Annotated in this window: 26 protein-coding genes and 1 pseudogene; 12 read left to right on the top strand and 15 right to left on the bottom strand. The window is 62.7% G+C overall.

What is annotated here, in order from left to right; translation table 11 throughout:
* Positions 1 to 100: 100 nt before the first annotated feature.
* From pgsA to folB, 3 genes are read right to left on the bottom strand one after another with little or no spacing between them, the layout of a single operon-like run.
* Positions 101 to 682: a CDP-diacylglycerol--glycerol-3-phosphate 3-phosphatidyltransferase gene (pgsA, locus tag ACQ66J_RS00805; protein WP_430430109.1), complete on the bottom strand. Its 582-nt coding sequence runs from the start codon at positions 680 to 682 to the stop codon at positions 101 to 103.
* Positions 675 to 2,585: an excinuclease ABC subunit UvrC gene (gene uvrC / locus ACQ66J_RS00800; protein ID WP_430430108.1), complete on the bottom strand. Its 1,911-nt coding sequence runs from the start codon at positions 2,583 to 2,585 to the stop codon at positions 675 to 677. Before uvrC ends, pgsA begins: the two co-directional genes overlap by 8 nt.
* 31 nt (positions 2,586 to 2,616) lie before the next feature.
* Positions 2,617 to 3,030 carry a dihydroneopterin aldolase gene (folB, locus tag ACQ66J_RS00795; protein ID WP_430430107.1) on the bottom strand — a complete coding sequence of 138 codons (414 nt, stop codon included), beginning with the start codon at positions 3,028 to 3,030 and terminating at the stop codon, positions 2,617 to 2,619.
* A gap of 96 nt (positions 3,031 to 3,126) precedes the next feature.
* On the opposite strand from folB, the gene ACQ66J_RS00790 reads away from it, so the two are divergent.
* Positions 3,127 to 3,894, top strand: a complete 768-nt coding sequence (locus tag ACQ66J_RS00790; protein ID WP_430430106.1) for an SDR family oxidoreductase — start codon at positions 3,127 to 3,129, stop codon at positions 3,892 to 3,894.
* A gap of 104 nt (positions 3,895 to 3,998) precedes the next feature.
* Here the strand turns inward: ACQ66J_RS00790 and ACQ66J_RS00785 are convergent, their stop codons facing one another.
* Positions 3,999 to 4,373 (bottom strand): 6-pyruvoyl trahydropterin synthase family protein, encoded by a 375-nt coding sequence (locus tag ACQ66J_RS00785; protein ID WP_022699706.1) that lies wholly within the window; start codon positions 4,371 to 4,373, stop codon positions 3,999 to 4,001.
* 106 nt (positions 4,374 to 4,479) lie between these two features.
* Between ACQ66J_RS00785 and ACQ66J_RS00780 the strand changes: the two genes are divergently transcribed.
* Positions 4,480 to 4,683: a hypothetical protein gene (locus ACQ66J_RS00780; protein WP_430430105.1), complete on the top strand. Its 204-nt coding sequence runs from the start codon at positions 4,480 to 4,482 to the stop codon at positions 4,681 to 4,683.
* Here ACQ66J_RS00780 and ACQ66J_RS00775 read toward each other — a convergent pair.
* Positions 4,680 to 5,105: a VOC family protein gene (locus ACQ66J_RS00775; protein WP_430430104.1), complete on the bottom strand. Its 426-nt coding sequence runs from the start codon at positions 5,103 to 5,105 to the stop codon at positions 4,680 to 4,682. The two genes, ACQ66J_RS00780 and ACQ66J_RS00775, sit on opposite strands and share 4 nt — an antisense overlap.
* Positions 5,106 to 5,168: 63 nt before the next feature.
* Here ACQ66J_RS00775 and ACQ66J_RS00770 point away from each other — a divergent pair, with 63 nt between their 5' ends.
* A complete protein-coding gene (locus tag ACQ66J_RS00770) occupies positions 5,169 to 6,485 on the top strand; it encodes a replication-associated recombination protein A (RefSeq protein ID WP_430430103.1) in 1,317 nt (438 codons plus the stop codon).
* On the opposite strand, the gene ACQ66J_RS00765 is transcribed toward ACQ66J_RS00770, so the two are convergent.
* Positions 6,482 to 7,117, bottom strand: coding sequence for a hypothetical protein (locus ACQ66J_RS00765; RefSeq protein ID WP_430430102.1), 636 nt, complete (start codon positions 7,115 to 7,117; stop codon positions 6,482 to 6,484). The two genes, ACQ66J_RS00770 and ACQ66J_RS00765, sit on opposite strands and share 4 nt — an antisense overlap.
* Positions 7,118 to 7,173: 56 nt before the next feature.
* Between ACQ66J_RS00765 and crcB the strand changes: the two genes are divergently transcribed.
* The 5 genes from crcB to ACQ66J_RS00740 all read left to right on the top strand — a co-directional run bounded on the left by crcB (position 7,174) and on the right by ACQ66J_RS00740 (position 11,734).
* Entirely contained in the window at positions 7,174 to 7,560 is a 387-nt protein-coding gene (gene crcB, locus ACQ66J_RS00760) for a fluoride efflux transporter CrcB (protein WP_375548875.1), read from the top strand.
* Entirely contained in the window at positions 7,557 to 8,534 is a 978-nt protein-coding gene (locus ACQ66J_RS00755) for an RluA family pseudouridine synthase (RefSeq protein WP_430430101.1), read from the top strand. Before crcB ends, ACQ66J_RS00755 begins: the two co-directional genes overlap by 4 nt.
* A complete protein-coding gene (locus ACQ66J_RS00750) occupies positions 8,531 to 9,220 on the top strand; it encodes an HAD-IA family hydrolase (RefSeq protein ID WP_430430099.1) in 690 nt (229 codons plus the stop codon). Before ACQ66J_RS00755 ends, ACQ66J_RS00750 begins: the two co-directional genes overlap by 4 nt.
* Positions 9,217 to 9,957, top strand: a complete 741-nt coding sequence (locus ACQ66J_RS00745) for an ATP12 family chaperone protein (RefSeq protein WP_430430097.1) — start codon at positions 9,217 to 9,219, stop codon at positions 9,955 to 9,957. Before ACQ66J_RS00750 ends, ACQ66J_RS00745 begins: the two co-directional genes overlap by 4 nt.
* Before the next feature lie 244 nt (positions 9,958 to 10,201).
* Positions 10,202 to 11,734, top strand: a complete 1,533-nt coding sequence (locus ACQ66J_RS00740; protein ID WP_430430095.1) for an acyl-CoA carboxylase subunit beta — start codon at positions 10,202 to 10,204, stop codon at positions 11,732 to 11,734.
* A 433-nt stretch (positions 11,735 to 12,167) separates the two neighbouring features.
* Here the strand turns inward: ACQ66J_RS00740 and rnd are convergent, their stop codons facing one another.
* From rnd to ACQ66J_RS00715, 5 genes are all read right to left on the bottom strand, one after another.
* Positions 12,168 to 13,322 (bottom strand): ribonuclease D, encoded by a 1,155-nt coding sequence (gene rnd, locus ACQ66J_RS00735; protein ID WP_430430093.1) that lies wholly within the window; start codon positions 13,320 to 13,322, stop codon positions 12,168 to 12,170.
* Positions 13,323 to 13,368: 46 nt separating this feature from the next.
* A complete protein-coding gene (locus ACQ66J_RS00730) occupies positions 13,369 to 14,676 on the bottom strand; it encodes an MFS transporter (RefSeq protein WP_430430092.1) in 1,308 nt (435 codons plus the stop codon).
* A complete protein-coding gene (locus ACQ66J_RS00725) occupies positions 14,673 to 15,386 on the bottom strand; it encodes a lysophospholipid acyltransferase family protein (protein WP_430430090.1) in 714 nt (237 codons plus the stop codon). The genes ACQ66J_RS00730 and ACQ66J_RS00725 overlap by 4 nt, the downstream gene beginning before the upstream one ends.
* Positions 15,387 to 15,423: 37 nt before the next feature.
* On the bottom strand, positions 15,424 to 16,038 hold the full coding sequence (locus ACQ66J_RS00720; RefSeq protein ID WP_430430088.1) for a TetR/AcrR family transcriptional regulator: 615 nt from the start codon (positions 16,036 to 16,038) through the stop codon (positions 15,424 to 15,426).
* A gap of 296 nt (positions 16,039 to 16,334) precedes the next feature.
* Positions 16,335 to 17,054, bottom strand: a complete 720-nt coding sequence (locus tag ACQ66J_RS00715) for a lysophospholipid acyltransferase family protein (protein WP_430430086.1) — start codon at positions 17,052 to 17,054, stop codon at positions 16,335 to 16,337.
* 150 nt (positions 17,055 to 17,204) lie between these two features.
* On the opposite strand from ACQ66J_RS00715, the gene aspS reads away from it, so the two are divergent.
* Entirely contained in the window at positions 17,205 to 19,022 is a 1,818-nt protein-coding gene (gene aspS / locus ACQ66J_RS00710; protein WP_430430084.1) for an aspartate--tRNA ligase, read from the top strand.
* Between the two features lie 68 nt (positions 19,023 to 19,090).
* On the opposite strand, the gene ACQ66J_RS00705 is transcribed toward aspS, so the two are convergent.
* From ACQ66J_RS00705 to ACQ66J_RS00695, 3 genes are all read right to left on the bottom strand, one after another.
* Positions 19,091 to 20,572, bottom strand: coding sequence for a pentapeptide repeat-containing protein (locus ACQ66J_RS00705; RefSeq protein WP_430430082.1), 1,482 nt, complete (start codon positions 20,570 to 20,572; stop codon positions 19,091 to 19,093).
* Positions 20,573 to 20,639: 67 nt separating this feature from the next.
* Entirely contained in the window at positions 20,640 to 21,131 is a 492-nt protein-coding gene (locus tag ACQ66J_RS00700; RefSeq protein ID WP_375548888.1) for a pentapeptide repeat-containing protein, read from the bottom strand.
* Between the two features lie 54 nt (positions 21,132 to 21,185).
* On the bottom strand, positions 21,186 to 23,786 hold the full coding sequence (locus ACQ66J_RS00695; protein WP_430430080.1) for a hypothetical protein: 2,601 nt from the start codon (positions 23,784 to 23,786) through the stop codon (positions 21,186 to 21,188).
* Positions 23,787 to 24,029: 243 nt separating this feature from the next.
* On the opposite strand from ACQ66J_RS00695, the gene ACQ66J_RS00690 reads away from it, so the two are divergent.
* Genes ACQ66J_RS00690 through ACQ66J_RS00680 form a run of 3 tightly spaced genes read left to right on the top strand, consistent with a single transcriptional unit; the run spans position 24,030 to position 25,438 of the window.
* Positions 24,030 to 24,443, top strand: coding sequence for an NADH:ubiquinone oxidoreductase subunit NDUFA12 (locus tag ACQ66J_RS00690; protein WP_375548890.1), 414 nt, complete (start codon positions 24,030 to 24,032; stop codon positions 24,441 to 24,443).
* Positions 24,444 to 24,446: 3 nt separating this feature from the next.
* Complete coding sequence (mlaD, locus tag ACQ66J_RS00685; protein WP_022699684.1) at positions 24,447 to 24,920, top strand: outer membrane lipid asymmetry maintenance protein MlaD; 474 nt, start codon at positions 24,447 to 24,449, stop codon at positions 24,918 to 24,920.
* A 56-nt stretch (positions 24,921 to 24,976) separates the two neighbouring features.
* On the top strand, positions 24,977 to 25,438 hold the full coding sequence (locus ACQ66J_RS00680; protein ID WP_430430078.1) for a DUF2155 domain-containing protein: 462 nt from the start codon (positions 24,977 to 24,979) through the stop codon (positions 25,436 to 25,438).
* On the opposite strand, the pseudogene aat reads toward ACQ66J_RS00680, so the two are convergent.
* Positions 25,405 to 25,997, bottom strand: a pseudogene (aat, locus tag ACQ66J_RS00675) (leucyl/phenylalanyl-tRNA--protein transferase). The gene ACQ66J_RS00680 and the pseudogene aat sit on opposite strands and share 34 nt — an antisense overlap.
* Positions 25,998 to 26,064: the final 67 nt, after the last annotated feature.

Below are 26,064 nucleotides of genomic sequence, written 5' to 3'. Positions count from 1 at the left end.
GGGCCCTGCAAAGCTGTTTGTGAATCGCGCTCGTTCAGCACACAGCGACACTCGTGCGGGAGTGGTTAACAGCTCGCTTCACCACTGCAGTGATCACTGCTCAACGTTTGAGCGCAGTTTGCAGATAGGGCCAGGCCGACCAGACCGTCAGCAGCGCCAGGAACCAGACCGCGCCGATCCAGTAATGATACCACAGAGCCACATCGTGAAATCCGGTAGCAATTAATGCGAAAGGAGCTGCTGTTACAACCATTTGCAGCGCAGTCTTGATCTTCGCCGTCAGGGTGACGTGCAGCGTGCCCGGCGAGGGGCGGACAAAGCGCAAGACGGTGATTGCGACATCACGTCCCACAATCACCAGAACAGGTAAAACCAGATAGGCGTCAAACCCGCTGATCGCGCAAAAGGCGATTAGATAGGCGCCCACCAAGGCCTTGTCGGCGATGGGGTCGAGCAAGGCGCCCAGGGCGCTTTCCGCGTTCAGCAAGCGCGCCAGCCAGCCGTCGAGCCAGTCCGTCAGCGCGGCGATAATGAACACCAGTGCTGAGAGGAGCCCCAGACGCACCGCCTCGCTTTCCGCGACCGCTTGTGAGCTTTGCACCAGCAACAGGGCGCCCAGCGGTCCGGCGAGCGCACGCGCCAGGGTTAGGGCGTTGGGCAGCTGGCGGAGGGCGCTATTCATGGAAATGCTCGTAAATTTTGCGGGCGAGCGCTTTTGAGACGCCGTCCACCGCTTCCAGATCCGCCAGATTGGCGCGGGAGACTGCTTTCGCCGAGCCGAAATGCTTCAGAAGGGCGCTCTTGCGATTGGCTCCGACGCCGGCGATGTCATCCAGCGGATTCTCGCGCATCTGCTTGGCGCGTTTGGCGCGGTGGCCGGTGATAGCGAAGCGGTGCGCCTCGTCGCGGATGCGCTGCAGATAATACAGTACCGGATCATTCATCGCCATGCGGATCGGAGGCTTGCCCGGCATGTAGAAGACTTCACGTCCCGCATCCCGGTCCGGGCCTTTGGCGACAGCGGCGACCGCCACATCGTCGACGCCCAGCTCTTCCATCACCTCCATCACGGACGACAGCTGCCCCTTGCCGCCATCAATCAGGATCAGGTCGGGCACGGGTGCGCCGTCCTCACGATCTTTCTGAAGCCGGGTGAAACGCCGCCGGATCATCGCCTTCATCATGGCGAAGTCATCATTGGTGGCCGCATCGTCGCCCTTCATGTTGAACCGCCGATAGCTCTGTTTATCAAAGCCGTCCGGTCCCGCCACAATCATGGCGCCGAGCGCGTTCGTGCCCTGGATGTGGGAGTTGTCATAGACCTCGATGCGATCCGGGCGCTCGTCGAGATCAAACACTTTCGCCACCCCATCCAGCAGTTTCGCCTGGGACTGGCTTTCCGCCAGCGTTCTGCCGAGGGCTTCCTTGGCGTTGCGTTCCGCGGCTTCAACCAGCGCTTTTTTCGAGCCGCGGAGCGGGGTCTTGATCTCCACGGAATGCCCGGCGCGCAAGCTCAGCGCTTCGGCCAGCAGGTCAGCCTGCTGCGGGGCCTCGCCGGTCAGGATCAGGCGCGGCGCCGGTTTGTCGTCATAGAATTGTGCAATGAAAGCGGCGAGAATTTCATCGGTGGACGCATCCGCTTCGTGCTTGGGATACAGGGAGCGATTGCCCCAGTTCTGGCCGGCGCGGAAGAAGAAGATCTGTACGCAGGTCTTGCCGCCCTCCTGGTGCAGGGCGATCACGTCCGCCTCTTCAACGCCATCGGGATTGACGTCTTGCTGGCTGGTCACGGCGGCGATGGCGCGGATACGGTCGCGCAGCTTGGCGGCGGTCTCAAAGTCGAGATTTTCCGAGGCTTCGGTCATTTCAGTCTGTAGTCGCTGACGCAGCGTATTGGAGCGCCCCGACAAGAAGTCCTTCGCTTCGCGCACCAGCTCGTCATAGTCAGCCGGGCTGACCAGATCGACGCACGGCCCGGCGCACCGCTTGATCTGATAGAGCATGCACGGACGCGTGCGGGACTCATACGTGCTGTCTGTGCAAGTCCGGATACCGAAGGCCTTTTGCAGGGTGTTCAGCGTGTTGTTGACCGCGCTGGGGCTGGCGAAGGGGCCGTAATAATCGCCCTTGGCCTTGCGCGCGCCGCGGTGCTTGACCAGCTGCGGACTCTCATGCTCGCGCCGGATCAGGATGTAGGGAAAGCTCTTGTCGTCGCGCAGCAGAATGTTGAAGCGCGGCTTCAGGCGCTTGATCAAATTCGCTTCCAGCAACAGCGCTTCGGTCTCGGTGCGGGTGAGGACGAACTCCATGGACCGCGTCAGCGAGATCATCAGGGCGATGCGGTTGGTATGCCCGCCGGTCTTGGCGTAATTGGACACCCGGTTCTTGAGCTTTTTCGCCTTGCCCACATACAGGACTTCACCGTCCGCGCCATACATGCGGTAGACGCCCGGCCCCTGGGACAGGGTCTTCACATAGTCGGCGATGATCTCCGGACCGGTGCGATACTCCTGCGGCGCCGGCTTGGGGCCAGCGTCTGAGGAGCCGTCAAGCGGCGGAGCGTCGGGGCGATTGGCTTTGACCATGGGCCTAAGATAGGCGCGAAGAACTGAGTCGTCAGCGCCAGCGGCTGAGACTGACGCCCACGCTCTGCGCATCCTCCAGCGCTGTCAGCTTGTCCAGCGTCAGATCGAGCCGTTTGACCCGCGGATCGGCGAACAGGGTGTCGGCGATGGTCTGCGCCAGATCTTCCAGCAGATCATGATGGGCGGCGCCGACGATCTGACGCACGGTTTCGGCCATGGCGGCGTAATTGACCGCTTCGCCCAGCGCGCCGTGAGGATGTGTCGCTTCGGGCGCGACTTCGGCTTCAAGGCTGATTTCCAGCGGCTGTTTGCGGCCGCGCTCTGAATCATACACGCCCACTTCCGCGTCCAGGCGCAGACGATTGACGCGCACGCTGACCCGTTCGCCCGCAAAATCGGGGCGAGGGTTCGCGGCGTTTTGTGCAGCCAGAGCGTCGAGTTTCATAAGGTGGCCTCTACATCCATCTCTCAGACAGCGGTATAAGCCGGAATGTCCGCGCGCCAAACCGCTGAGGGCTGACAGAGTGCAGATAGGATTATCATGAGCGATCACAGCTGCGACAAACCCGCCGCGCTCGTCACCGGCGGCGCCAAGCGCCTGGGGCGCGCTTTCATCGAGGCGCTGGCGGCGGACGGCCATGATGTGATCATTCATTACAACAGCTCGTCAGACGCGGCTGAGGCTCTGGCGGCCGAGCTGTCACAGACCGGCGTGCGGGCGATCGCGCTGGGCGCAGACCTCAGCCAACCCGAAGAGGCGGCAGGCCTGATCGCGCGCGCCAATCAGGCGCTGGGCCCGGTGGGGGTTCTGGTCAATTCCGCGTCGGTGTTTGAACAAGACCAGCTCGAAGATGTTGGTGCGGACAGTTTCAACCGTCACATGACGGCGAACACGCTGGCGCCCGCGCTTCTGACCAAGGCGCTGGCCGGGCAGGGGCTGGAGCGGGCGTGTGTGATCAATGTGCTCGATTACAAGCTGTTCAATCTCAACTCCGATTATTTCTCCTACACGCTCTCGAAAGCCGCGCTAAAAACCATGACCGAGATGCTGGCGAAATCGCTGGCCCCCAAGGTGCGCGTGAACGCCATCGCGCCGGGCCTGACCCTGCCAAGCGCGCATCATTCCGAAGCCGAGTTCGAGCGGGTTCATAGCGACACCCCCCTCAATACGGGCTCTACGCCTGACGATCTGGTCGCCGCCCTGCGCTTTTTCGTGCATACGCCGTCTGTTTCAGGCCAGACCTTGTGCGTGGATGGCGGCCAGCATTTTGACCCAAGGCTCAGCCGGGACGTGTTTGAGGCGTTGTGATCCGGCTCACACCCGTCCGGGTGTTCGCTCCTCGCTAAAGCTGCGGGCGCGGTCGCGCTTGCGAACCCTTTGGGTTCGATGCTCATCAGCGATAGATGTGCGCTTTACCCCCGGCGCACCACAGCCTTTTCGCCGCAGCTGGGGCGGCGAATCTCGACGGCGGTCAGACCCGGCAGGGTCTTCTCAAGCCGTTCAAACACCCAGAACGCGATGGCTTCGAGCGAGGGGTGTTCGAGCCCTTCCACATCATTGAGGAGGCGGTGGTCGAGCTGATCGCGGATCTTGTTGATCTCGGCGTCGATCTCCCAGAAATCGCGCACCATGCCGCTTTCGGCCGCACGCGGTCCGGTCAGCGTCACGGTTCCGGCGAAAGAATGCCCATGCATCCGTGAAAACGGATGGCTGGCGTCCTTGTGCTCGAAATGGTGCGCAGCGTCGAAGGTGAAGTCCTTCGAGATTTCCAGATGTAGATCGGCCATGGGATCAGGGTTTCTTGTTCAAGCAAGCCGGGCCATATACAGCCCTAAAGCCCAAAAGAGAACCTTTGACTGCGGTTTGACGCAGTCTTGCTGGAAAGACCGCTCCATGTCCGATGCTCCGACGCCCCGCTCGATCACCAAGCTGACCCTCGCGCTCTGGGCCTTGCCGGTTCTGGCGGGCTTTGTGGTGCTGGCTCTGGCCTACGCCCTGAACTGGGAGCCCTGGTTCGGCTTCGCCAGCATTATCGCCGGCGCTCTGCTGACCATCATGCTGGTGGGCAACCACTATAATGTCGGCCCGGACGCTTAAGGCGCCTGTTCTAACGGCTTCAACGTCACCAGCGACCAGACATGACCATATGGGTCGCGCACCTTGCCGTGACGGCCGAAGAACTCATCGGTGACGTCCCGGATAGAGGTGCACCCGGCCTCGACGGCGCGTAAGTGCCAGGCGTCCGCATCATCCACCTGCAGGCTGATAGTGAAAGTGGTGCGGTCCCCTAGAGTCGGCGGCGCGACATTGCCGGTCATCGCCTCATGCTCTGGAAATTCGTCCGCCATGAAGATGACCCCGCCATTGATGCGCAGGGCGGCGTGGCCGAGCTTGCCCTCAAACTCATAGCGTTCGGCTTCTTCGGCGCCGAAGGCGGTCTCGTAAAACCTGATCGCCCCCAGCCCATTACGGACGGACAGATACGGCGCGACAGCGTGGCGGGCGGGGGCTTGGGGCATGGCGCGTGCTCCACTGGCTAGAACATTTGCGAACGATCCCCAGCTTAGCCCATAGTCCGCCCCATGAGTGATCTGTTTTCTTCCGCCGGACTTGAAACCGAGGCGCCGCGACCGCTGGCCGACCGTTTGCGTCCGCAAACCCTCGAAGACGTGGTGGGTCAGGACCATGTGCTGGGCCCGGAGGGGCCGCTCGGGCGCATGCTGGCGCAGGGGCGTCTGTCCTCCCTGATCCTGTGGGGCCCGCCCGGCGTGGGCAAGACCACCATTGCGCGGCTTCTGGCGGAACGCGCGGGGCTTGAGTTTGACGCCATCTCGGCGGTGTTCTCGGGCGTCGCCGATCTCAAGAAAGCGTTTGAGCGCGCCCGCGCCCGGCGTCAGGCGGGGCGGGGCACGCTTTTGTTTGTGGACGAGATCCACCGCTTCAACCGCGCCCAGCAGGACGGCTTTCTGCCCGTCGCCGAAGAAGGGATCATCACCCTTGTGGGCGCCACCACGGAAAATCCCAGTTTCGAGCTGAACGCCGCTTTGCTGTCGCGCTGTCAGGTCATGGTGCTTAAGCGGCTCGACGCCGAGGCGCTGGAAAAACTGCTCAAGCGCGCCGAGGCCGAGGAGGGGACCACGCTCCCCCTCTCGCAAGACGCGCGTGAAGGCCTGATCGCCATGGCTGATGGCGATGGGCGCTACATGCTCAACCTGGCTGAAGAGTTGATCGCGCTGAAACCCGACGCGCCGCTCGATCTCAAGGACTTGTCCTCGGTGCTGCAAAAGCGCGCCCCGGTCTACGACAAGGACCGCGAGGAGCATTACAACCTCATCTCCGCGCTTCATAAGTCGGTGCGCGGCTCGGATCCGGACGCCGCGCTCTACTGGCTGGCGCGGATGCTGAGCGCGGGCGAGGACCCGCTCTATCTGGCGCGGCGGATCGTCAGAATGGCCAATGAGGAGATCGGCCTGGCTGATCCCGGCGCCGTGCACGCAGCGCTGGCGGCCAAGGATGTCTATGAGTTTCTCGGCAGTCCCGAGGGCGATCTGGCGCTGGCCCAGGCGGTGGTTCATATCGCCTGCGCGCCCAAGTCCAACGCCGTTTACGCCGCGTGGAAAGCCGCCCTGCGCACCGCCAAGGGCACCGGCTCTCTGATGCCGCCCGCTCACATCCTCAACGCCCCCACCAAGCTCATGAAGGATGTGGGCTATGGCCAGGGGTATGAGTACGACCATGATGTGGAGGGCGGGGTGTCAGGCCAGAATTATTTCCCCACCGAAATGGGCAAGCCGCCGACCTTTTATGAGCCCAAACCCCAGGGCCGCGAAGCCGCGCTTCTGGAACGGCTGGAGCGGTTCCGCGCGGTGAGGGCGGAGCGGGCCAAGCGCGGGGATTAGGCGCTTGCGTCTATGTCATCCGGTAATGCTGGAACGGGCTCAGGCACAGGACCATACCGATTTGCCTCTGGCATGCCGGGACTGTTCAGAAGGTTCACATACCAAGCCCAAACCGGAACGCCGATAAAGAGCAGACCGATTGCGCAAATCAGTATTGCTATTGGCATGCCTATGATCAGTGGAACGGCGATACTCAGAATTACCAAGCTGAAGAGCCCAGTTGGGGGTGCTATCGCCCAGACCCAGGACTTCCCCAGATCGTGAATGCGCTGAATGGTCCAAAATATCTGATCCAATGTGGATGCGATCAGCAAGATGCCGAGGGTGAGGGGTAGAATTGCAAAACTGACGAAGCCCCAAAACTGATAAAAATGTAGCGCTAAGGCCAAGGCGCTAATCATGACGGCAATTGAAGCGATAAAGTTCACAATGCTGGCTGACATAGTCGCACGCCACACTTGCGGGGCATTCATCAATATGTGCCATCGGTTATATTTAGGTGCGGCCACTCTCCCCCTCGGCGTTCCAGAAATACGCAGATTGGAGGGGTGAAAACTCTCTAGCCGATGGACGAAGAGATAGAACAGCATCAGCTGAGTGTATCTCTGCAAATGAGGGTGTCCATCGCTCATGGGCTCCCGCATCAATTCCTTGCGCCAGCGCGCTCACGCGCCTAACCCTCTCGCTCATGCAACATGTGCTTCTCATAGCGCTGGGCGGCGCGTTGGGCGCGGTGTCGCGGCATGTCGTCAATCAGGCGGGACTGCGCCTGATCGGGCCGGAATGGCCGTACGGCACCTTCACGGTGAATGTGCTGGGTTGTTTCCTCTTGGGCGGTCTGGTGGGCTGGCTGGCGTTGGCCGGACGGGCTGACGCGACCGAGCTGCGCTATGCGCTGGGCGTAGGGTTTCTGGGCGCGTTCACGACGATGAGCGCCTTCTCCCTCGACGTCATGGTGATGGTGGAGCGCAAGACTTATGGTATGGCCGCGATGTATGCGGGCGGGACGCTGATGGCCTCGATGGTCGCGGTGTTCGCCGGGCTCATCCTGGCGCGAAAGGTATTTGCCGCATGAGCGGAGTTCAAACCAAAGACGTAACCCAAGACGAAGACGAGATGCGTCTTGATCGCTGGTTCAAAAAGCATTTCCCCCATGTCAGCCATGGCATGATCGAGAAATTGCTGCGCAAGGGCCAGATCCGCGTCGAGGGCGGCCGCGCCAAGGGCAATCAGCGCCTGAGCGCGGGGCAGTCCGTGCGCATCCCGCCCATGCCCGAACCGGGCGAGCAGAGCGACGCGCCGTCAATCAATCGCGATGACGCCGCCTTCGCCCGATCCTTGGTGATTTATCAGGACAAGCATCTGATCGCGCTCAACAAGCCGCCGGGGCTGGCGGCGCAGGGCGGCTCCAAGATCAAGATGCATCTTGATCATTTGCTGCAGGCGTTCGGCAAGGGTGATCAGAAGCCGCGTCTCGTTCACCGGCTCGATAAAGACACCTCCGGCGTCATGGTGGTGGCCAAGACCGCGCAAAGCGCCAAATCCCTCGCGCGCCTGTTTCAGACCCGCGATGTGAAAAAGACCTATTGGGCGGTCTGCCTGGGCGTGCCGAACCCACGCGCCGGCGAGATCAAGGGCTTCATGAAGAAGTCCATGGAAGGCGATCGCGAGCTGATGGTCGGCGCACACCATGGCGAAGAGGGCGCCCAGCATGCGCTGACCCGCTACGCCGTGGCCGATAATGCGGGCCAACGCGTGAGCTGGGTCGTGCTGCGGCCCGAGACGGGGCGCACCCACCAGCTGCGCGTGCACATGCAGGCCCTGGGGCATTCCATCTATGGGGACGGCAAATACCCGTGCGATTATCCTGATCCTGAAGGGTTGTCGCGCAAGCTGCACCTGCATGCGCGCAAGATCGAGATCCCGCGCGACGGACAGACGCCTTTGGTGCTGGAAGCGGATCTGCCGCGCCATATGGCCGACAGTTTTGACGCGCTGGGCTTTAACCCTGACGACAATCTGATGCTGGTCGAGGAGGCGCTCACATGAGCGAACTCAAGCTCGCCGTCTTTGACGTGGACGGCACGTTGGTGGATAGCCGCGAGGTGATCCACCGCGCCATGAGCCGCGCCTTTGATCGCGCCGGGCTGGGCGAGATTCCCTATGACAAGGTGCGCATGATTGTCGGGCTGGAGCTGACCGAAGCCGTGCTGCGTCTGGCGCCGGCTGACTATCCCGCCGAGCGCATTCCCGAACTCGCCAATTTCTACAAGCAGGCCTTTGTGGAGATGCGCGCCCAGGACGGGTTCTCAGAACCGCTCTATGACGGCGCCCGTGAAACCGTGGAGCGCCTGGCCGATGAAGGTTGGCTCTTGGGCGTCGCCACGGGCAAGGCGCGGCGCGGGCTTGATATCGTGTTTGAGCATCATGGCCTTCACAAGCATTTCCAGACGCTTCAGACCGTGGATGGCGGGGCGGGCAAGCCCGATCCGCGCATGGTGCTGGACGCGATGAAGGAAACCGGCGTCGACGCCGCGCGCACCGTGATGATCGGCGACACCAGCTGGGACATGCTGATGGCGCGCGCGGCCAACACCCATGCGCTGGGCGTCTCTTGGGGCTTTCACACCCATGACGAGATCGCCGAGGGCGGCGCCCATTCCATCCATGATGAATTTGACCATCTGAATGCGGCGCTCGACGCCTTTGCTGAAACCGGAGCGACGCCTGCATGAGCATGTCGAAAGCCAAGGCGGAAAACCGCGAACTGCCCAAGCGTTTCTATAAAGAGGTCAGCCTGCAGCCCGGCGAGGGCGGCTGGTCCGTGCTTTTGGACGGGCGCCCGGTGAAAACCCCCGCCAAGCGCGCCTTGCGTGTGCCGTCCGAAATGCTGGCGCAGGCGCTGGCGGCGGAATGGTCGGCGCAGGAGACGGTGATTGATCCGTTCACCATGCCGATCACGCGCATCCTGCATGTGGCGCTCGACCGGATCGAGGCCGTGCGTGACGGCGCAGCGGAGGAAGTGGCGAAGTTCGGGCGCACGGATTTGCTCAGCCATCGTGCCGACGAGTCAGGCCTCGCCGCCCGTCAGGCCGAGCTCTGGGATCCGTATCTGGACTGGGCGAAAACCGCGCTCGACGCGCCGCTCAACGCCGCCGCGACGGTATTGGCGCTGGAGCAGCCTGAAAGCTCGATCGAAGCGCTGAAAGCGCGGGCGCTGGCCCAGGATGATCTGCGTTTGACGGCGCTGGTCAGCGTCACGCCGATCCTCGGCTCGGCGATATTGGCGTTTGCGCTGCTGGAAGGCGAGGCGGACGCTGAAGCCGTCTGGACCGCTGCGCGGGTGGATGACGAGTATCAGACCGAGCGCTGGGGCGAGGACTCCGAAGCCGCTCTGGCCGCCGCCAATCGCAAGCGCGACCTGATCGCCTGCGAGACCGTGATGCGGGCGCTGGATGAGGCGGGACTCTGATACGCTGAAACCCCTGTGAAGCGTAGCAATTCAATCCCTCTTTCCCGGCGAAGGCCGGGATCCAGTGATCGTGAAACGTTGCACTCTCGGCTCTGGGTCCCGGCCTTCGCCGGGAAAGAGGGTGATAGAGATCACACTCTTTCGTCAGGATGACGATAAAGATGCCTCACCCACCATTTGCGCCCATCGCCAAACCGGTGCTAGCAAGCTCATAACGAAGAAAAAACTTTGGGAGTGAAGGCTGATGAAAGCCGTCCTGGAACAGCTCGACGCGAAACGTGAAGCGGCCCGCATGGGCGGGGGCGAAGCCCGCATCAAGGCCCAGCATGAAAAGGGCAAGCTGAGCGCGCGCGAGCGCCTGGACGTGCTTCTGGACGAGGGCAGTTTTGAAGAGTTCGACATGTTCGTCGAACATGACTGCACCGAGTTCGGCATGGCCGAGAAGAAAATCCCCGGCGACGGCGTCGTCACGGGCTCGGGCACGATCAATGGCCGTCTGGTCTATGTATTCGCCAAGGATTTCACCGTGTTCGGCGGCTCTCTGTCCGCGGCCCATGCACGCAAGATCTGCAAGGTTCAGGACGCGGCGCTGAAAAACGGCGCACCGATCATCGGCTTGTTTGACGCCGGCGGCGCCCGCATCCAGGAAGGCGTGGATGCGCTGGGCGGCTATGCCGAGATTTTCCAGCGCAATACGCTCGCCTCGGGCGTGATCCCGCAAATCTCCGTCATCATGGGGCCGTGCGCGGGCGGCGATGTCTATTCGCCCGCTATCACCGACTTCATCTTCATGGTGAAAGACACCTCCTACATGTATGTGACGGGCCCGGACGTGGTGAAAACCGTCACCAACGAGATCGTTACCCATGAAGAGCTGGGCGGCGCCTCCGTCCACGCCAAGAAATCCGGCGTCGCCGAAGGCGCGTTCGAAAACGATATCGAGGCGCTGGTTCAGGTGCGCCGCCTGATCGACTTCCTGCCCGCCTCAAACCGCGAAGACCCGCCGATGCGCGAGGTGTTTGACGCGCCGGACCGCGTTGAGCCGAGCCTTGATACCTTGGTGCCGCCGAACCCCAACAAGCCCTATGACATCAAGGAATTGATCGCCAAAGTGGCTGATGAAGGCGATTTCTTCGAGATCGCGCCCGATTACGCCGCCAATATCGTGGTGGGCTTTGGCCGCCTTGAAGGCCAGACCGTGGGCTTTGTGGCGAACCAGCCGCTATCGCTTGCGGGCGTTCTGGACATTGACGCCTCCAAGAAAGCCGCGCGCTTTGTGCGCTTCTGCGATGCGTTCGAGATCCCGCTGATCACCTTTGTGGACGTGCCGGGCTTCCTGCCGGGCACGAAGCAGGAATATGGCGGGCTGATCAAGCATGGCGCGAAACTCTTGTTCGCCTATGCCGAGGCGACGGTGCCCAAACTCACCGTCATCACCCGCAAAGCCTATGGCGGCGCCTATGACGTGATGGCGTCCAAGCATTTGCGTGGCGATGTGAACTATGCCTGGCCGACGGCGGAGATCGCGGTGATGGGCGCCAAGGGCGCGGCGGAAATCATCCACCGCAAGGATCTGGGTGATGCGGACAAGATGGCCGAGCATGTGAAGGAATACGAAGACCGGTTCGCCAACCCCTTCGTCGCCGCCTCACGCGGCTTCCTCGACGATGTGATCCAGCCCCACAACACCCGCCACCGCCTGATCAAGGCCCTGCGGACCCTGCGCAACAAGGAACTCACCAATCCCTGGAAAAAGCACGACAATATTCCGCTTTAGGAATGTCGCGCTGAATGTTTGAAAAGCCCCGGTCATGGACCGGGGTTTTTTGTTTGGGATTTGCACGATTTCTTTCCCCGCGCAGGCGGGGATCCAGAGCCGGATGTGCAGCGCCTTATGCTCTCTGGGTCCCGGCTGCAGTTGACCCTCAACTTGATTGGGGGCCGGGAAAGAGGGGAGTTGAAAAGCTCTCAAACTGTCATCCCGGATGCGAAGCGAGCCGGGATCTACCGGAATCGTTCTGTTCTGATCACGGAGATGCTGTCAGTGGATCCCGGATCAAGTCCGGGATGACGCGGTGGGGTGAATGTCTGAAACATCAACCACGCGCAGCGTTGCTCCCTCCCATGGGCCTCCCGATCAAGTCCGAAGGCCGAGAGCGGGCTTTACATCTCGGTCCTCGGGCTTGACCTGGGGACCCAAAGCGAACCTGCTATTCCAGCTCGACGGCTTCGACCTTGCCGTTTTCCAGCACCAGGGCGATTTCGCCGCGTTTCAGGCGCAGGGCTTCCTGGCCGAACACGTCGCGGCGCCAGCCCTTCAGGGCGGGAATGTCGGCCTCGTCGTCGGCGGCGAGTTTTTCAAGATCGGGCACGGTGGCGATCAGCCGGCTGGCGACGCCTTCCTGCTCGGAGACGACTTTGAGGAAGACTTTCAGGATCTCGATGATCGGCCCCAGATTGGGCGGGCTGGCTTCGGGCTTGTCCACCTTGGGCGCATAGGCTTTGGGATCGGCCAGCGCCTCTTGCATGATCGCGATCAGGCGCTCGGCGGGCTTTGAGCGTTCAAAGCCCTTGGGCACCGCGCGCAGATTTTTGAGGTCATCCAGCGAGGTCGGGCTGGCATGGGCCAGCTCGTACAGGCCATCGTCCTTGATGATGCGCGAGCGGGGAATGTCGCGGGTCTGCGCCTCGGTCTCGCGCCATTCGGCGGCGGCTTTCAGCCCCGCCAGCCATTTCGCGGTGGTCTTGCGCAGTTTCAGACGCTTCCAGGCGTTTTCAGGATGCATCTGATAGGTGGCCGGATCGGTGAGGGTTTTCATCTCCTCGGCCAGCCAGGCTTCGCGGCCCTTCTTGGCGAGCTTCTCACGCAGGATCGGGAACAGGTCGCGCAGATGGGTCACATCGGCGAGCGCATATTCCTTTTGCTTGTCCGACAGCGGCCGGCGCGACCAGTCGGTGAAACGCGAGCCCTTGTCCAGATTCACCTTCACCAGCGCGCGCACCAAATTGTCGTAAGACACGGAATCGCCCAGGCCCACCGCCATGGCCGCGATCTGGCTGTCAAAGAGCGGTTTGGGGATCAGCCCGCCACCTTCGTGAAAGAAGATCTCGAGATCTTGCCGGCAGGCGTGAAACACCTTGATGACGTTCTGATCGGTCAGAAGGTCATAAAAGGGCTGAAGGTCCAGCCCCTCGGCCAGCGGGTCGATCAGCACTTCGGTCTCGTCGCCCGCCGCCTGTATCAGGCAGAGCTGCGGCCAGAAGGTGCTCTCGCGCATAAACTCGGTGTCTACGGCGACAAACTCGGCTTCACGCAGCTTCGCACACGCTTGGGCCAGGGACTCAGTATCGGCGATCCATTCCATGGCCCGCTCGAATATACCGAAGAGAGCGGTTTGGCGAGCCCTCAGCTCACTGAAGGGTTTTTCGCCGCGCCAGCATGCGCCATACGATGAAGGCGACCGCACCCAGAGAGCCGAGCGCGACGAAGATGAAGGCGGTCTGTAAGGGCGCGCTGATCGCTCCGATCAGCAGCAGCACCAAAGGCCCCAGAGTACCGCCCAAACCGTTCAGTACGCCCGACGCAGCCAGCAGCCGTCCGCGCATCTCCGCCTTGGCGCGGCGCTGGGCCATGGCCTGCAAGGGCACCAGGAACAGGCCGCCGCCCACGGCTGAGACGGTGAGGTCAAACACGATGCGCCAGTTTCCCCGATCAGACAGGAAGTCTGCGGCGTTGATCAGCTCAGCCCCCGGCGCGCGGTTGAGGGTGTAGAGCGCGATGTCGAGGGGGAAGACGGCGAGCAGGATCGCCCCGATCAGGGAGAAGCGCAGCGCATCGCCCGATTTCGACAGCGCCCCACAGATTACAGCCCCCAGCGCCGCGCCGATGGTGAAGATCAGCTGGAAGACCGCGACAACGCCTTCATCCGCGCCCAATACATCGCGGGTGAACAGCGGCAGCACGGTGATCACCGCCGCCGCCAGCATCCAGAACCAGGCGACGCCCAAGAGAGGCCGCAGCACGTCGGGTGCGCGCAGGGCGTGGCCCAGCATGCGCGGGGTCTCCCACAGGACGCCCAGCAACCCCCAGCGGACTTTCAGGTCGGGATTGCCGCCCGGCGCCGGGGTTTGCTGGCGCATGGCGATCCAGCCCAGCAGAGCCATCACGACCAGTAGGGCGCTGACCAGCGGCACGCCCCAGTCCGGCGCAATCAGCAAGGTGCCGCCGATGGCGCCGATAAGTATCGCCACATTGATCGCGCCCGACAGCGCCGCATTGGCGGGGACCAGCTCGTGCGGCTCCATCAAGGAGGGCAGGGCGGAATTGCGCGCGGGCAGGAAGAAGGTCGACTGCACGCCCATCAGGAAGAGGGTGAGCAGCAGCGCCAAAGGCAATTGAAACAGAAAGCCCACCGCCGCCATGATCATCAGGATGATTTCGGCGAATTTGGCGATCCGCATGATCCTGGTGCGGTCGTAGCGGTCGGCCACCTGACCGGCGATGGCGGAAAAGGCGAAGATCGGCACGGTGAAAGCCGTGGCGGCGAGCGGCACCATGACGGCGTTATCCAGGCCAAACACCGTCCAGCCCTGATAGGTGGCGAGCGCCACCAGCGCATAGCGGAACAGATTGTCGTTAAAGGCGCCCAGGGTCTGCGCCAGCCAGAGCGGCAGATAGCGGCGCTGGGTCAGTAAGGTCGAGACGATTTTCAGGCTCATTTCAGCCCCTCCTTCACCAGCGCGTCGGTGCGCGCTTCGATCACGGCTTCAAGGCGCGCCATGAACTCATCTTTCTCTAGGCCGGGCTCGATCGGGTCGAGAAACTCCACCACGGCGCGTCCCGGTGTTTTACGAAAGGATTGCTGATTCCACGCCAGCCCCAGATTGGTGGCGACCGGCGTGCACGGGCGGTTCAGCGCAGCGTAGAGGTGCCACACCCCTTTGCGATAGGCGTGTTTCTCGCCCGGCGCGGCCAGATGGCCTTCGGGATAGATCAGCACGTCGCGGCGCTCCTCTCGCAGGATGTCCAGGCTGGCGTTCATCCGGGCGCGGGCCTCGTCTCCGCCGCCATTGGACAGGACGATGGCGCCGAGCTTGTTGAGGATGCGGCCCACCAGCGGAAACTTGTACAGATGATCGCCCGCCACGAAGGACAGCTGGGCCAGCTCTGAAATCATCACAAAACCGTCGCCCCAGCTTTGGTGCTTGGCGGCGATGACGCTGGGCTCTCTCGGCAACCGGTCCTTGCCGCGCACCTCAATGCTGATCCCGGCGATGAAAAAGAGCGCCACACGCTGCGCAGAACCATACAGCTGAATGCCATAGGCGAGGGGTTTGCGGCCCGGCAGCAGGGCCAGCAGCGTGCAGGCGATGGCGAACACGGCGGTGATCAGCCAGTAGGCGACGAAATAGGCGGCGGAGCGAACCATGGCGCATCCTCCTTGAGACGTCGGTGAAGAGAAGGGCTTAATCCGCTTTCAGAGCGGCCAGGGCGGCGTGCGCCAGGGCCGGCGCATTGGTCGTCATCAGGCCTGCCAGGCGCCCGGCCATGCGGTGCGCGGCGGGCTGCAGGACCAGACCCAGCGCCATGGCGGCCTTCAGCTCGGGGTCGCCGGGCGGGCAATCGCCGTTATCTATGGCGCGGGCGATGGCCTGAGCGATCAGGGTCACCGGGTCAGGGCGCCCATCGCGATCCGTGCGGCCAAAGCGGAACATGTGGATGAGATGGTATTCAAACAGCGCCGGATCTTCGTCCGCCGCCTGGCAATAGACGCCCACGACCCGGGTGACGGCGTCCTCAAAGCCGTCTGCGTCTTCCAGCGCCGTTTCCACCAGATCAAACAGGCGTGAATGGATGGCCTCAAACAGGGCTTCGGCCAGCACTTCCTTGCTTTTGAAATGCCGGTAGATCGACCCTTCGGCCACCTGAGCCGCACTGGCGATCTCACGGGTGGACACTGCGTCCACACCATTTTGCGCGAACAGCATCAGGGCGGCGCGTTCGATGCGCGCCTTGGCGGTGCCATCCACTGCCGTGACCCCGCGGGGGTCAGGGGCGCCGGGAAGTGCGTCATTCGCCATGTGAACCTCCTTGATGCGCCCTGAGACTTTGGCGCCGATGCTTAAGAGTCCGAGCGCTTTTGAGCGCGACACTGCCTCTGAGTGAGCGATCACTCACAATCTCACTCTGTCAGCTCCAAAGCGGCGTGTCAACACTGAGTGAGCGTTCACTCACATTTAGGATTTGAGGCTCGCAATTCTTGCTGGCCTGGGAGACTGGCGCGGTGCTGGGGGCGCGGCGAAGCGGGGGGCGCGCATAGATGGGGTGGGACATTTCTGCCCACATTGGCAGGGACGGCGTATTGCCGGCTCTCGCCCTATGAGCGGTCCCTCAGCGCTTCACCCTCCAGCGTCCGTGTCTGGTCCTGAACCTTGTGTTGCAGCGCCCCAATAAAGGCGCGGCTGTCGGTCTCGGCGGGCATGGCGGGCAGAAACTCGATCACGGCCGTGCCCGGATGCAGCACTTTTTCCTGTTCGGGCCAGAAGCAGCCCAGATTTGTGGCGACGGGAATGACGGGACGGTCCAGGGCGTGCGCCAGACGGTGCACGCCTTTGCGAAAACGGCGGCCTTCGCCCACAGGCGTCAAACCGCCTTCGGGAAAGATCAGGGCCGAGCGTTGATCGCGCGCCAGCTGCGCGGCGCCGTCATCCAGTGCGCCATTGGCGCGGCGGCCCGCCTCATTATCCACCACCACAGCTCCGGCGCGCTGCAGGTACAGCCCCACCAGCGGGAAGCGCAGCATGTGATCACCGATCACATAGGCAAGGGCGGGGTCGCGAGCGAGATGACACAGCCCGTCGCCATAGGATTGATGTTTGGCGGCGAAGATGACGGGCTGATCTGCGGGAATATGCTCAAGCCCACGATATTCAAGTTTCACCCCGCACAAGCGAAGCCATCCGCGAAACAGTTTTGAGAAGGCGCCGATCGCCCAGACCGCCGCTTGTCGGCCGGGCCAGAGCAAAAGCGGCGCGCAGGCAATGGCCAGCGATCCCGCCAGCGCCCAGAACCCGGTATGAAAAAGCGTCGCGCGCATGAGAGTCAAAATTGATGTGTTCGCCCGGTCTCACAAGCGCTTCGTGTGCAGCGCTTTGCTCTTTACTCTGTTGCATGTCTTGACAGAGCAGGTGCAAACGTTCCTTTTCCAACCGCTTCTCGACCGCCCAATTGAAACGGACGATTTTCCATGCACGCTTATCGCACCCATACTTGCGGAGAGCTGCGCAAAGCCCAGATGGGCGAAACTGCGCGACTGTCCGGCTGGATCCACCGCAAGCGCGACCATGGCGGTCTGCTGTTTGTGGACCTGCGCGACCATTACGGTCTGACCCAATGCGTGCTGGAGCCTGATAATCCCAATTTCGCGACCCTGGAACGGATGCGCGCCGAAAGCGTCGTCACCGTGACCGGCAAGGTCGTGGCGCGCTCTGAGGACACGATCAATCCCAACCTGCCTACGGGCGAGATCGAACTGCTGGTGGAAGACCTTGTTGTTCAGTCCGCGGCTGAAGAGCTGCCGCTGCCCGTGTTCGGCGAGCCGGACTGGTCAGAAGAAGTGCGCCTGAAGCACCGCTATGTGGATCTGCGCCGCGAAAGCCTGCACAAACGCATCGTGCTGCGCTCTAAGATCATCGATTCCTTGCGTCGCCGCATGGTCGATGAGGGCTTCACCGAATACCAGACCCCGATCCTGACTGCGTCCTCGCCGGAAGGCGCACGCGACTTCCTGGTGCCGTCGCGCCTGCATCCGGGCCAGTTCTATGCGCTGCCCCAGGCGCCGCAGCAGTTCAAACAATTGATCATGGTCTCTGGCTTTGATCGCTATTTCCAGATCGCGCCGTGCTTCCGGGACGAAGATGCTCGCGCCGACCGCGCGCCGGGCGAGTTCTATCAGCTCGACATGGAAATGAGCTTCGTCACTCAGGACGAGGTGTTCGGCGTGATGGAGCCGGTTCTGGCCGGTCTGTTCCGTGAATTCGCCGACGACCGTAAAGTCCCTGACGAAGCCTTCCCGCGCATCCCTTATGCCGAAGCCATGCGTAAATACGGCTCGGACAAGCCTGATCTGCGCAACCCGATCGAGATGGAAGCCGTCACCGAGCATTTCGCCGGGTCCGGCTTCAAGGTCTTTGCGGGCATGATCGAGAAAAACCCCAAGGTCGAAGTCTGGGCCATTCCGGCGCCGAAAGGCGGCAGCCGCGCCTTCTGCGACCGGATGAATTCCTGGGCGCAAAAAGAAGGCCAGCCGGGGCTAGGCTATATCTTCTGGCGCGAAGAAGAGGGCGCGCTGGCCGGCGCCGGCCCGATCGCCAAGAATATTGGCCCGGAACGCACCGAAGCGCTGCGCACCCAGCTCGGTCTTGAGGCGGGCGATGCGGTGTTCTTCGCCGCCGGCGAGCCGTCTGCGTTCGCCAGCTTCGCCGGCAAGGCGCGCAATGTGGTCGGCCAGGAGCTCAATCTGTTTGAAGAGAACGTCTTCCGCTTCTGCTGGGTCGTCGACTTCCCGATGTATGAATGGGATGAAGACAACAAGAAGGTCGACTTCTCCCACAACCCGTTCTCCATGCCGCAAATGGACCCTGACGCGTTCATGGCGCTCGACAAGGACGACCATGACACGCTGCTGGGGATGAAGGCCTGGCAGTACGACATCATCTGCAACGGCATTGAGCTGTCTTCCGGCGCGATCCGGAACCACCGTCCGGACGTGATGCTGAAAGCGTTTGAATTCGCCGGCTATGGCGAAGACGTGGTGGAAGAAGCCTTTGGCGGCATGCTCAACGCCTTCCGCTATGGCGCTCCGCCGCACGGCGGCATCGCACCGGGCGTCGACCGGATCGTGATGATCCTCGCTGATCAGGACAATTTGCGCGAAGTCGTCATGTTCCCCAAGGACCAGCAAGCGCGCGATCTGATGATGAATGCGCCGGCCCCCGCCGAGATGCGCCAGCTGCGCGAGCTGCATCTGCGGACGGTGACGCCCGAGGCCAAGAAAGACAGCTAAGGGCTCACACTCTGCTGCAGATACGAAAACGGCGGGTCGATGACCCGCCGTTTTTGTTTGAAGCTTGTTCAGCCTTCATTTTCAGGTGGGCGCGGTGGTTGCGGCGGCTCGGGCGGTTCGTTACGCGCTTCGCGTTCGCGGCGGCGCTCTTCAGCGCGCTGGGCGGCCTCTTGCTGGCGGATGACTTCTTCCATCCGTCGTTGTTCGGCTTCCTGCAACCGTCTCGTCTGTTCGGCTAATTGCTCCATGCGGCGCGCTTCAATTTCCGCCAGCTCGGCATGAGAGCGCAGACCAGGCTGTTTGGGCGGCGCGGGCGGGGCGCCGTCCAGGGTCATGGGCGGAAGGGCAGGTTTGGGAGCTGGGCCGCTTTGTTCCAGGATCAGACGAATGCGGTCGCCAAGCTCGGTGGGGTGGAAGTCGAAACTCCAGTCGATCTGATCGAGATCCCCATTGGCCTGAGCTTCGGCCAGCGCGCGGGCTGCGACGCGCAAGCTGTCGCGCACGGCTTCGGCCGTAGCCTGCTCGATCGCGCGTTCGACGCTGTCCGTGCTCTCGGTTTCATTGACCCGAACGGTGACATCCTGCGCCGCATGGCGCAGGTCGGTCAGCGCTTCGCGCAGGGCGATCGCCATTTCACGCTCGCGCACGCGCATGATTTGACCGCTTTCAGAGATGGCCGCTTCCAGCTCGGCGCTGGCGCGTTCCAGTTCGGCGCGCTGGCTTTCCAGATTCGTGACCTGAGGCACTGCAGCCTCGGAACTGCGACGCAGGGTGAAGATCAGGCTCCCATCCTCAGAACAACGTGTCAGCGTGTAGTCAAAGGGCAGGCGCGTATTCTCATCACCGCACACATGCTGAAAGTTGTCCGCGGTCAAACCTTCCGCATCGCGCAGATCGGTTGAGGACAGGTTGACTGCGATGAATTGCGCGTCTGAAAACCGGGTGTCGCGCAGATCGGCGAAACTGAGATCGGTATTTTCAAAAATCACATTGCGAAACAGTGCGCCGCGCCCGTCTACGCCGCGCAACCGGGCGCCGAAGAAGTGGGCGCGCATCAGATTGGCGTCACGCAGATTGGCCTGACTGAAATCAGCTTGCCGAAAGACCGTGTCGGGCAGATTCGCGCTGCGCAGATTGGCGCCGCTGAGATCGGAGAGGAGATAGACGCCGCCTTCCATGTTCGCATCACGCAGATTGGCCCCGCGCAGGCTGACCTGATGCGCGCGCAAGCGCATCATCTGGGCGTCTTCCAGATTGGCGCCGTCCAGCTCGACATTCGACAATCGGGCTTCAGACAGGCTGGCGTCGGTAAAGTTGGCGCCGGACAGATTCAGGTCGATCAGCTGTGCGCCGAGGATCTGGGCGTCTGAAAAGTTGGCGCCGGAAAAGTCGCCGCCGATCATTTGAGCGCCGGCCAGATTGGCGTCGACAAAATCACACGACGGGCAATCGCCGCCGATCACAAGGCGGCGATGGGGTTCGCCAGCCAGTGCGGCGGTGGATAAACCGGTGCTCAGGGCCAAAGCCAATATGGAAATGCGGTATGGCATGGCTATAGATTTAATCCGCCAATGCATCCGGGGCGACTAAATTCGCAGTAAGATGCAGTGAACCTGTTCAACGGCAAGACGGAATCGTCAACCCGGACGGCAAGCGCGTGCTGGCGTCGCCGCACGCTGTATTGAGTTGAGCCTGGGTCAGGCCGTGCGCGGTTTCCAGTTCGGCGCCGGACAGGTTTGCGCCATCAAGCCGCGCGCCTGTGAAATCGGCGCCGCCGAAATAGGCGCCCGCCGCCGTCGCCTGGCTCAGATCGGCATAGGCGAAGCGGGCGCCGGTGAACCGTGCGCCGAACAGATTGGAGACCGACAGATTCGCTCGGGTGAAATTGGAATGGTTCATCGTGGCCAGGCTGAGATCCGCCTGGCGCAGGCGAGAGCCCGAGACATCAATATGAGGCAGATCGAGATAGCTCAGATCGGCCTGAAACAGATTGCATCCCGGACAGGACTGGCCCGCCTGAACGCGCGCGATTTCACTGGCGTTCTGGGCGAGAGCGCCGCCAGGCAGGGCTGCAAGCAGGCCAATAACGCAAAGAAACTGTTTCAACATGGCGCATACCTTGTCTGTTACCGGTCTGCCCTGCGCAAGTTTCAGGCCTGAACCCTAGACCTTTCCTGCCCAGCCGCAGGCATCACAGCCCAGAAGTCCTGCATTTTCGATCACGGTGAAGTGGCCGCATTCCGGGCAAGGATCGCCGTGATAGTTCACGGCAGGCTCTTCCAGACGCTCGACAGAGGCGCCGCCTGCATGTGAACCGCCAGAGGCGGGCTTGGGATCAAACTCAAACCCCGTGCCCACAACAGGAGTGTCAGAGGTGTCGGGTTTGGTCCGGCTGCCCAGCATGACCACATTGTCGGGCAATTGCCCGCGTGAGAAGCCCTTGGAGATCAGACTGGCGGGGTCCGCTTCGCGCACCAGCTTTTCTTTCTCGACGCCATTGCCCAGCCCGCCGGGATCATAAGGGTGGGCGTCGGTCTGGGCGAGGTCTTCACGGCCCAGATAGCTGACCGCCAGTTCGCGGAAAATGTAATCGAGGATCGAGCTGGCGTGCTTGATGGAGTCATTGCCGCCCACATCGCCGGCCGGTTCAAACCGGGTGAACAGATAGGCGTCCACATACTCTTCCAGCGGGACCCCGTATTGCAGGCCTATGGAGATGGCGATGGCGAAATTATTCATCAGCGAGCGGAAGGCGGCGCCTTCCTTGTGCATGTCGATGAAGATCTCGCCCAGCTCGCCATCCTCGAACTCGCCGGTGTGCAGGTAGACCTTATGGCCGCCCACGGTGGATTTCTGGATATAGCCCTTGCGGCGATCGGGAAGCTTGCGCCGCTCGGCGGCGCGCTCGACATATTTCTCCACCACGCGCTCGACCACGCGCTCTTCGGCGATGACCGAACGGCGCACCGAATCTCCGGTGTCGTATTCGATGGTGTTCAACAGGTCATACAGCGCATCGCCTTCGCGTCGGATCGACAGCCCGGTCAGGCCGCGCTGCGCGCTGGAGGTGATCAAGGCGCTCAAGTCTTCAATCGAACTTGAACCGGGCAGGGCCAGTTCCAGACTGGCCGAGCCTTCAAGCGCCTCTTCACAGGCTTCCGCCATCGCCAGCCGCGCCTCGGGGGCGGGGTCTGCGAAAACGGCGCGCAGATCCGGGCTCAGCGTGTCGCAATCATCCAGGCGCCCGGCGCCATGCACATAGCGTTCGGCGGCGACCACTTCGAGCGGGTCAACGCCAAGTTTTTCCAGAAGACGCGGGCCGGCCTCGTCAAAATGTTCCGGGCTGAGCCCGCATCGGCGCGCGACTTCTGCGCCCAGACTCCAGCGATTGATCGCGAACCGAAGCGGTACGCCGTCGCTGAGGGCGGCGTCGATCCGGGCGAAGCCAGCCTGGTCGACGCCAGCGGCTTCAAGCTGGGTGATCCAGGGGGCGGAATGCCCCGCCAGCGCGCCTGCGCCCAGCGCATGGCGGCGGGCGATGGTTTGTTCTTGCTTGGACAAGCCGCTGAGCGCCGCGTTCACGCACTGGGCGAACTGACGGCCGCCGGGGGCGTCGAGCGCTGCGGGGGGATGGACGCCCACTGATTCCGCGCCCACAAATCCAGCCGACAGCGCGTCAGGGCGCTCAAGGCTCACCGGCGCAGGGCATTCATTGCGCAGAATGGTCAGAACATGCTGTGCGCGTTCGCGGGCGGCTTCGCTGTCATAGGCCAGCGACAAGGCCGTTAGCGCTGCGCCCAGCCCGGCGATCACCAGGGCGCCGTTCTGACGCTGGGCGACCGTGCCCCACAGACGCGCCGCATAGGCCAGTCCGTCCTCATCAAGAGTTTGACCCTTGATGAAGCGGGCCAGGTTGAGCACGATGGCGGGGCTGACGCTCAGTTCGGGATCCTTGAAGTGAAGCGTCGGCTTGCCATGGGTCCAGACCGCTTCCGCCAGCCGGGTCATCACCTGGCGCGCGCTTTGTCCGTCCGCCAGCGCAGAATCGCTTTCAACCGCGTCAAAAAATGCGCCCCCCAGCTGCACGTCGGGAAGATCGGCAGCGGGCGGCGTGGCGAACAGGCCTTGCTCGGGCGTGATCAGCCCTTGTCGCGCACGGGCGATGGCGCGCTCGATCATCGGGTCCGGCGCGCCGTCCCGCCGGGCGGCGCGCACGGCGCGGGCCAGGGCGCGATTGCGGCGCGGGTCAAAGCATTCATCGTCCGCGCCGTCGCAATTGACGCAGGCCAGCGCCACCGCTTCCAGACGTTCAGCCAGCACGCGCGCGCCCACATTGGCGGCGGCCTGACCCATTTCTGCGGCGTTGAGATCGTGCAGAGCTTCGGTCAGCCCCTCCGCGCCAATCGTGGCATGGCCGTGAGACGCCGGCAGGCTCTCACCCCGCCAGAGCGCGGGGACCGGGGCGGCTTCGCGATGCAGCAGGCTGGCGAGCAATTCGTCGTGTTCGACGGCGTCACCGTCCGCCAGCGAAACGGTCAGTTCAGACAGCACATGCCCGGCATGAAGCTGCTCACCCGGCTGGGCGCCGCAGAGCGCCACAAGCGAAGCGATGGTGCGCGTATCCCACCCCTCGGGCGTCAGAAGTTGAACCTCGGCCTCTGCGCCGATGGCGTCAGGATCGGGATTGTCCGCCTGTCGGCTCTGAAAGGCGAAATCATCCAGCGGCGTAACACCGTTTCGGGACAGGCGGCGGGGATTGCTCATGACGGCTCCTACCAATCGGGCGCGCGAATCACCCAGATGGTACCGGAGGAGCAGGGGCGGAGTCGAAGCATGAACAGGGCGCTCTTAACCTGATCGTGGAAAACTGGCCTGCACAGCGTCCCACAGGTCACGCCCATGAGGAGAAAGCATGGTTTTGGCGCCCAATTGCGGGCGCATGACTGGACCCGCAGGGTGCGCAGGGGCATATAGCGGTCACGAGTATTTTTTGCGAAGGAGCACGCCATGCTTGGCCTGCTGTCAAAAGTCTTCACCTGGTGGAACGGCGCGTCTGCTGGCGCGGCCTGGACGATCTGGCGCTCTGGCGAGCTCGTCGGCGAGGATGAGTTCGGCAACAAATACTATCAAGAGCGCAAGGCCGGGACGGGCGCAGACGGCAAAACGCGCCGCTGGGTCGTCTATAACGGCTATGCCGACGGCTCTCGCGTGCCATCTGACTGGCATGGCTGGATGCATCACACCTTTGATGAAGTCCCCAGCGATGCGCCTTTGCCGCGCAAGGATTGGGAGCAAGAGCACCAGCCCAACATGACCGGCACGCTGCATGCCTATCACCCCACGGGTTCCCTGATCGGCGGCTCGGCGCGTCAGCGCCAAGCGACGGCGGCTGATTACGAATCCTGGACACCGGGGGACTAGACCATGCGTGGCGGCGCCGTTCTCGAAACCGTGCTGGGTCTGCTTGTGCTGGTCACCGCCGGCGCCTTCCTGATCTACGCTCAAGGCCAGATTGATGATGGCTCGGGGTCTGACGGCTATACGCTGACGGCCCGGTTCTCCTCGGTCGGCGATCTGAGCCGCGGCGCAGATGTGCGCGTGGCGGGCGTGCCAGTGGGCACGGTCACCACGGTGCGGCTCGATCAGGACACCTATTTCGCCGAAGCCGTGTTCGAGCTGAATGGCGAGATTCAGATTCCGGCGGACTCCACCGCCAAGATCGCCACAGCAGGCCTGATCGGCGGCGTGTTCATCGAGATCGAACCCGGCGGCGATGTGGACATGCTGCAGGCGGGCGAAGAGATTTCCTTCACCCAGGGCGCGGTGGACATGTTCGACCTCATCGGCCAGGCGGTGATGAACCGCGGCTCATCCGGATCAGGCGGCTCGGAGTCCTGAGCTGCGCCTTGGTCTCGCCTCAAACGCCTAACACAGTGATGACCATGATCCGCTCAATGATTATCTCAGCCTCCCTGATCACAGCGCTCGGCCTTGGCGCGCCTGCTTTGGCGCAACAGGTTGAGACGCAACAGGGTATGGCGAACCAGACCTCAGCGCAGATGCGCGCGCAGCAAGACCCTGAAGCGCCGGAGCTGACCTCCGAGCCAGGCTCTGTGGTGGTGTTGCGCGGGCTTGATAAAGTCACCGCCCGCACGCGCGATTTCGAGGCGCCCATCGGCGAGGCTGTCCAATTCGGCGCCTTGTCGATTACGGTGCAATATTGCCGCAAGCGTCCGCCGGAAGAGCCGCCGGAGGTGTTCGCCTTTGTCGAGGTTGAAGATCGCCGCACGGACGGTTTCGGCGTTCAGGCGGACGGGGAGCTGATGTTCTCAGGCTGGATGTTCGCCTCCAACCCGGCGCTCAACGCGCTGGAGCACCCTGTCTATGATGTCTGGGTGATCGACTGCAGAAGCTGATCGCCCGCCACGCCCTCAGGCAGGGCGAAGAAGTCAGCGTTTAGCTCAACCGCCTGATCCAGGCGCTCACGATATAGCTGTTGTGAGATTGTTTGCGCGCCGAAGCGTTTGAGATGCTCTGTATTGAACTGGGTGTCCAGCAGCGCATAGCCGCCGGCGTTCAGTCGTGCGACCAGGGACACCAGCGCCACCTTTGACGCGTCTGTCTCACGCGAGAACATGCTCTCGCCAAAGAACGCGCCGCCCAGACTGACCCGTAAAGCCCGCCCGCCAGCTTGCCGTCTTTCCACGCTTCGATGGAATGGGCGTGACCGGCGGCGTGCATGTCCAGATACAAGGTCAGGATCTGGTCGTTGATCCAGCTGTCTTCACGACCAGGCGCAGGCGCGGCGCAGCTGCGCACCACGGTCTCGAAACAGCGATTGACGGTCAGCGCGAAGGCGTCGCGCCGAACGGTTTTTCTCAAGGATTTGGGAATGTGGAAGCCGTCGAGCGGAATGACGCCGCGCTCGTCAGGCTCCAGCAGATAGACGCGGCTGTCACTGCGCGACTCCGCCATCGGGAAAACCCCGCGTGCATAGCACGCCAGCAATTCCTGAACGCCGAAGCCGCGCATGACGTGTTCT

The organism is Oceanicaulis sp. (assembly GCF_965284345.1).
Lineage (GTDB): Bacteria > Pseudomonadota > Alphaproteobacteria > Caulobacterales > Maricaulaceae > Oceanicaulis > Oceanicaulis alexandrii_A.
Note: the sequence above shows the minus strand (reverse complement) of the source record. Positions and strands in the feature narration are given on the sequence as shown.

Excerpts from the sequence above, each read along its gene's own strand:
- ACQ66J_RS00785 (WP_022699706.1), bottom strand. The coding sequence starts at position 4,373 with ATGGCCGATCTACATCTGGAAATCTCGAAGGACTTCACCTTCGACGCT.
- folB (WP_430430107.1), bottom strand. The coding sequence starts at position 3,030 with ATGAAACTCGACGCTCTGGCTGCACAAAACGCCGCGAACCCTCGCCCC.
- rnd (WP_430430093.1), bottom strand. The coding sequence starts at position 13,322 with ATGGAATGGATCGCCGATACTGAGTCCCTGGCCCAAGCGTGTGCGAAG.
- ACQ66J_RS00765 (WP_430430102.1), bottom strand. The coding sequence starts at position 7,117 with ATGAGCGATGGACACCCTCATTTGCAGAGATACACTCAGCTGATGCTG.
- aspS (WP_430430084.1), top strand. The coding sequence starts at position 17,205 with ATGCACGCTTATCGCACCCATACTTGCGGAGAGCTGCGCAAAGCCCAG.
- ACQ66J_RS00775 (WP_430430104.1), bottom strand. The coding sequence starts at position 5,105 with ATGCCCCAAGCCCCCGCCCGCCACGCTGTCGCGCCGTATCTGTCCGTC.
- mlaD (WP_022699684.1), top strand. The coding sequence starts at position 24,447 with ATGCGTGGCGGCGCCGTTCTCGAAACCGTGCTGGGTCTGCTTGTGCTG.
- ACQ66J_RS00680 (WP_430430078.1), top strand. The coding sequence starts at position 24,977 with ATGATTATCTCAGCCTCCCTGATCACAGCGCTCGGCCTTGGCGCGCCT.
- ACQ66J_RS00755 (WP_430430101.1), top strand. The coding sequence starts at position 7,557 with ATGAGCGGAGTTCAAACCAAAGACGTAACCCAAGACGAAGACGAGATG.
- ACQ66J_RS00700 (WP_375548888.1), bottom strand. The coding sequence starts at position 21,131 with ATGTTGAAACAGTTTCTTTGCGTTATTGGCCTGCTTGCAGCCCTGCCT.
- ACQ66J_RS00780 (WP_430430105.1), top strand. The coding sequence starts at position 4,480 with ATGTCCGATGCTCCGACGCCCCGCTCGATCACCAAGCTGACCCTCGCG.
- ACQ66J_RS00720 (WP_430430088.1), bottom strand. The coding sequence starts at position 16,038 with ATGGCGAATGACGCACTTCCCGGCGCCCCTGACCCCCGCGGGGTCACG.
- ACQ66J_RS00740 (WP_430430095.1), top strand. The coding sequence starts at position 10,202 with ATGAAAGCCGTCCTGGAACAGCTCGACGCGAAACGTGAAGCGGCCCGC.
- ACQ66J_RS00695 (WP_430430080.1), bottom strand. The coding sequence starts at position 23,786 with ATGAGCAATCCCCGCCGCCTGTCCCGAAACGGTGTTACGCCGCTGGAT.
- ACQ66J_RS00705 (WP_430430082.1), bottom strand. The coding sequence starts at position 20,572 with ATGCCATACCGCATTTCCATATTGGCTTTGGCCCTGAGCACCGGTTTA.
- ACQ66J_RS00715 (WP_430430086.1), bottom strand. The coding sequence starts at position 17,054 with ATGCGCGCGACGCTTTTTCATACCGGGTTCTGGGCGCTGGCGGGATCG.
- ACQ66J_RS00690 (WP_375548890.1), top strand. The coding sequence starts at position 24,030 with ATGCTTGGCCTGCTGTCAAAAGTCTTCACCTGGTGGAACGGCGCGTCT.
- ACQ66J_RS00745 (WP_430430097.1), top strand. The coding sequence starts at position 9,217 with ATGAGCATGTCGAAAGCCAAGGCGGAAAACCGCGAACTGCCCAAGCGT.
- crcB (WP_375548875.1), top strand. The coding sequence starts at position 7,174 with ATGCAACATGTGCTTCTCATAGCGCTGGGCGGCGCGTTGGGCGCGGTG.
- uvrC (WP_430430108.1), bottom strand. The coding sequence starts at position 2,585 with ATGGTCAAAGCCAATCGCCCCGACGCTCCGCCGCTTGACGGCTCCTCA.
- ACQ66J_RS00790 (WP_430430106.1), top strand. The coding sequence starts at position 3,127 with ATGAGCGATCACAGCTGCGACAAACCCGCCGCGCTCGTCACCGGCGGC.
- pgsA (WP_430430109.1), bottom strand. The coding sequence starts at position 682 with ATGAATAGCGCCCTCCGCCAGCTGCCCAACGCCCTAACCCTGGCGCGT.
- ACQ66J_RS00725 (WP_430430090.1), bottom strand. The coding sequence starts at position 15,386 with ATGGTTCGCTCCGCCGCCTATTTCGTCGCCTACTGGCTGATCACCGCC.
- ACQ66J_RS00770 (WP_430430103.1), top strand. The coding sequence starts at position 5,169 with ATGAGTGATCTGTTTTCTTCCGCCGGACTTGAAACCGAGGCGCCGCGA.
- ACQ66J_RS00750 (WP_430430099.1), top strand. The coding sequence starts at position 8,531 with ATGAGCGAACTCAAGCTCGCCGTCTTTGACGTGGACGGCACGTTGGTG.
- ACQ66J_RS00730 (WP_430430092.1), bottom strand. The coding sequence starts at position 14,676 with ATGAGCCTGAAAATCGTCTCGACCTTACTGACCCAGCGCCGCTATCTG.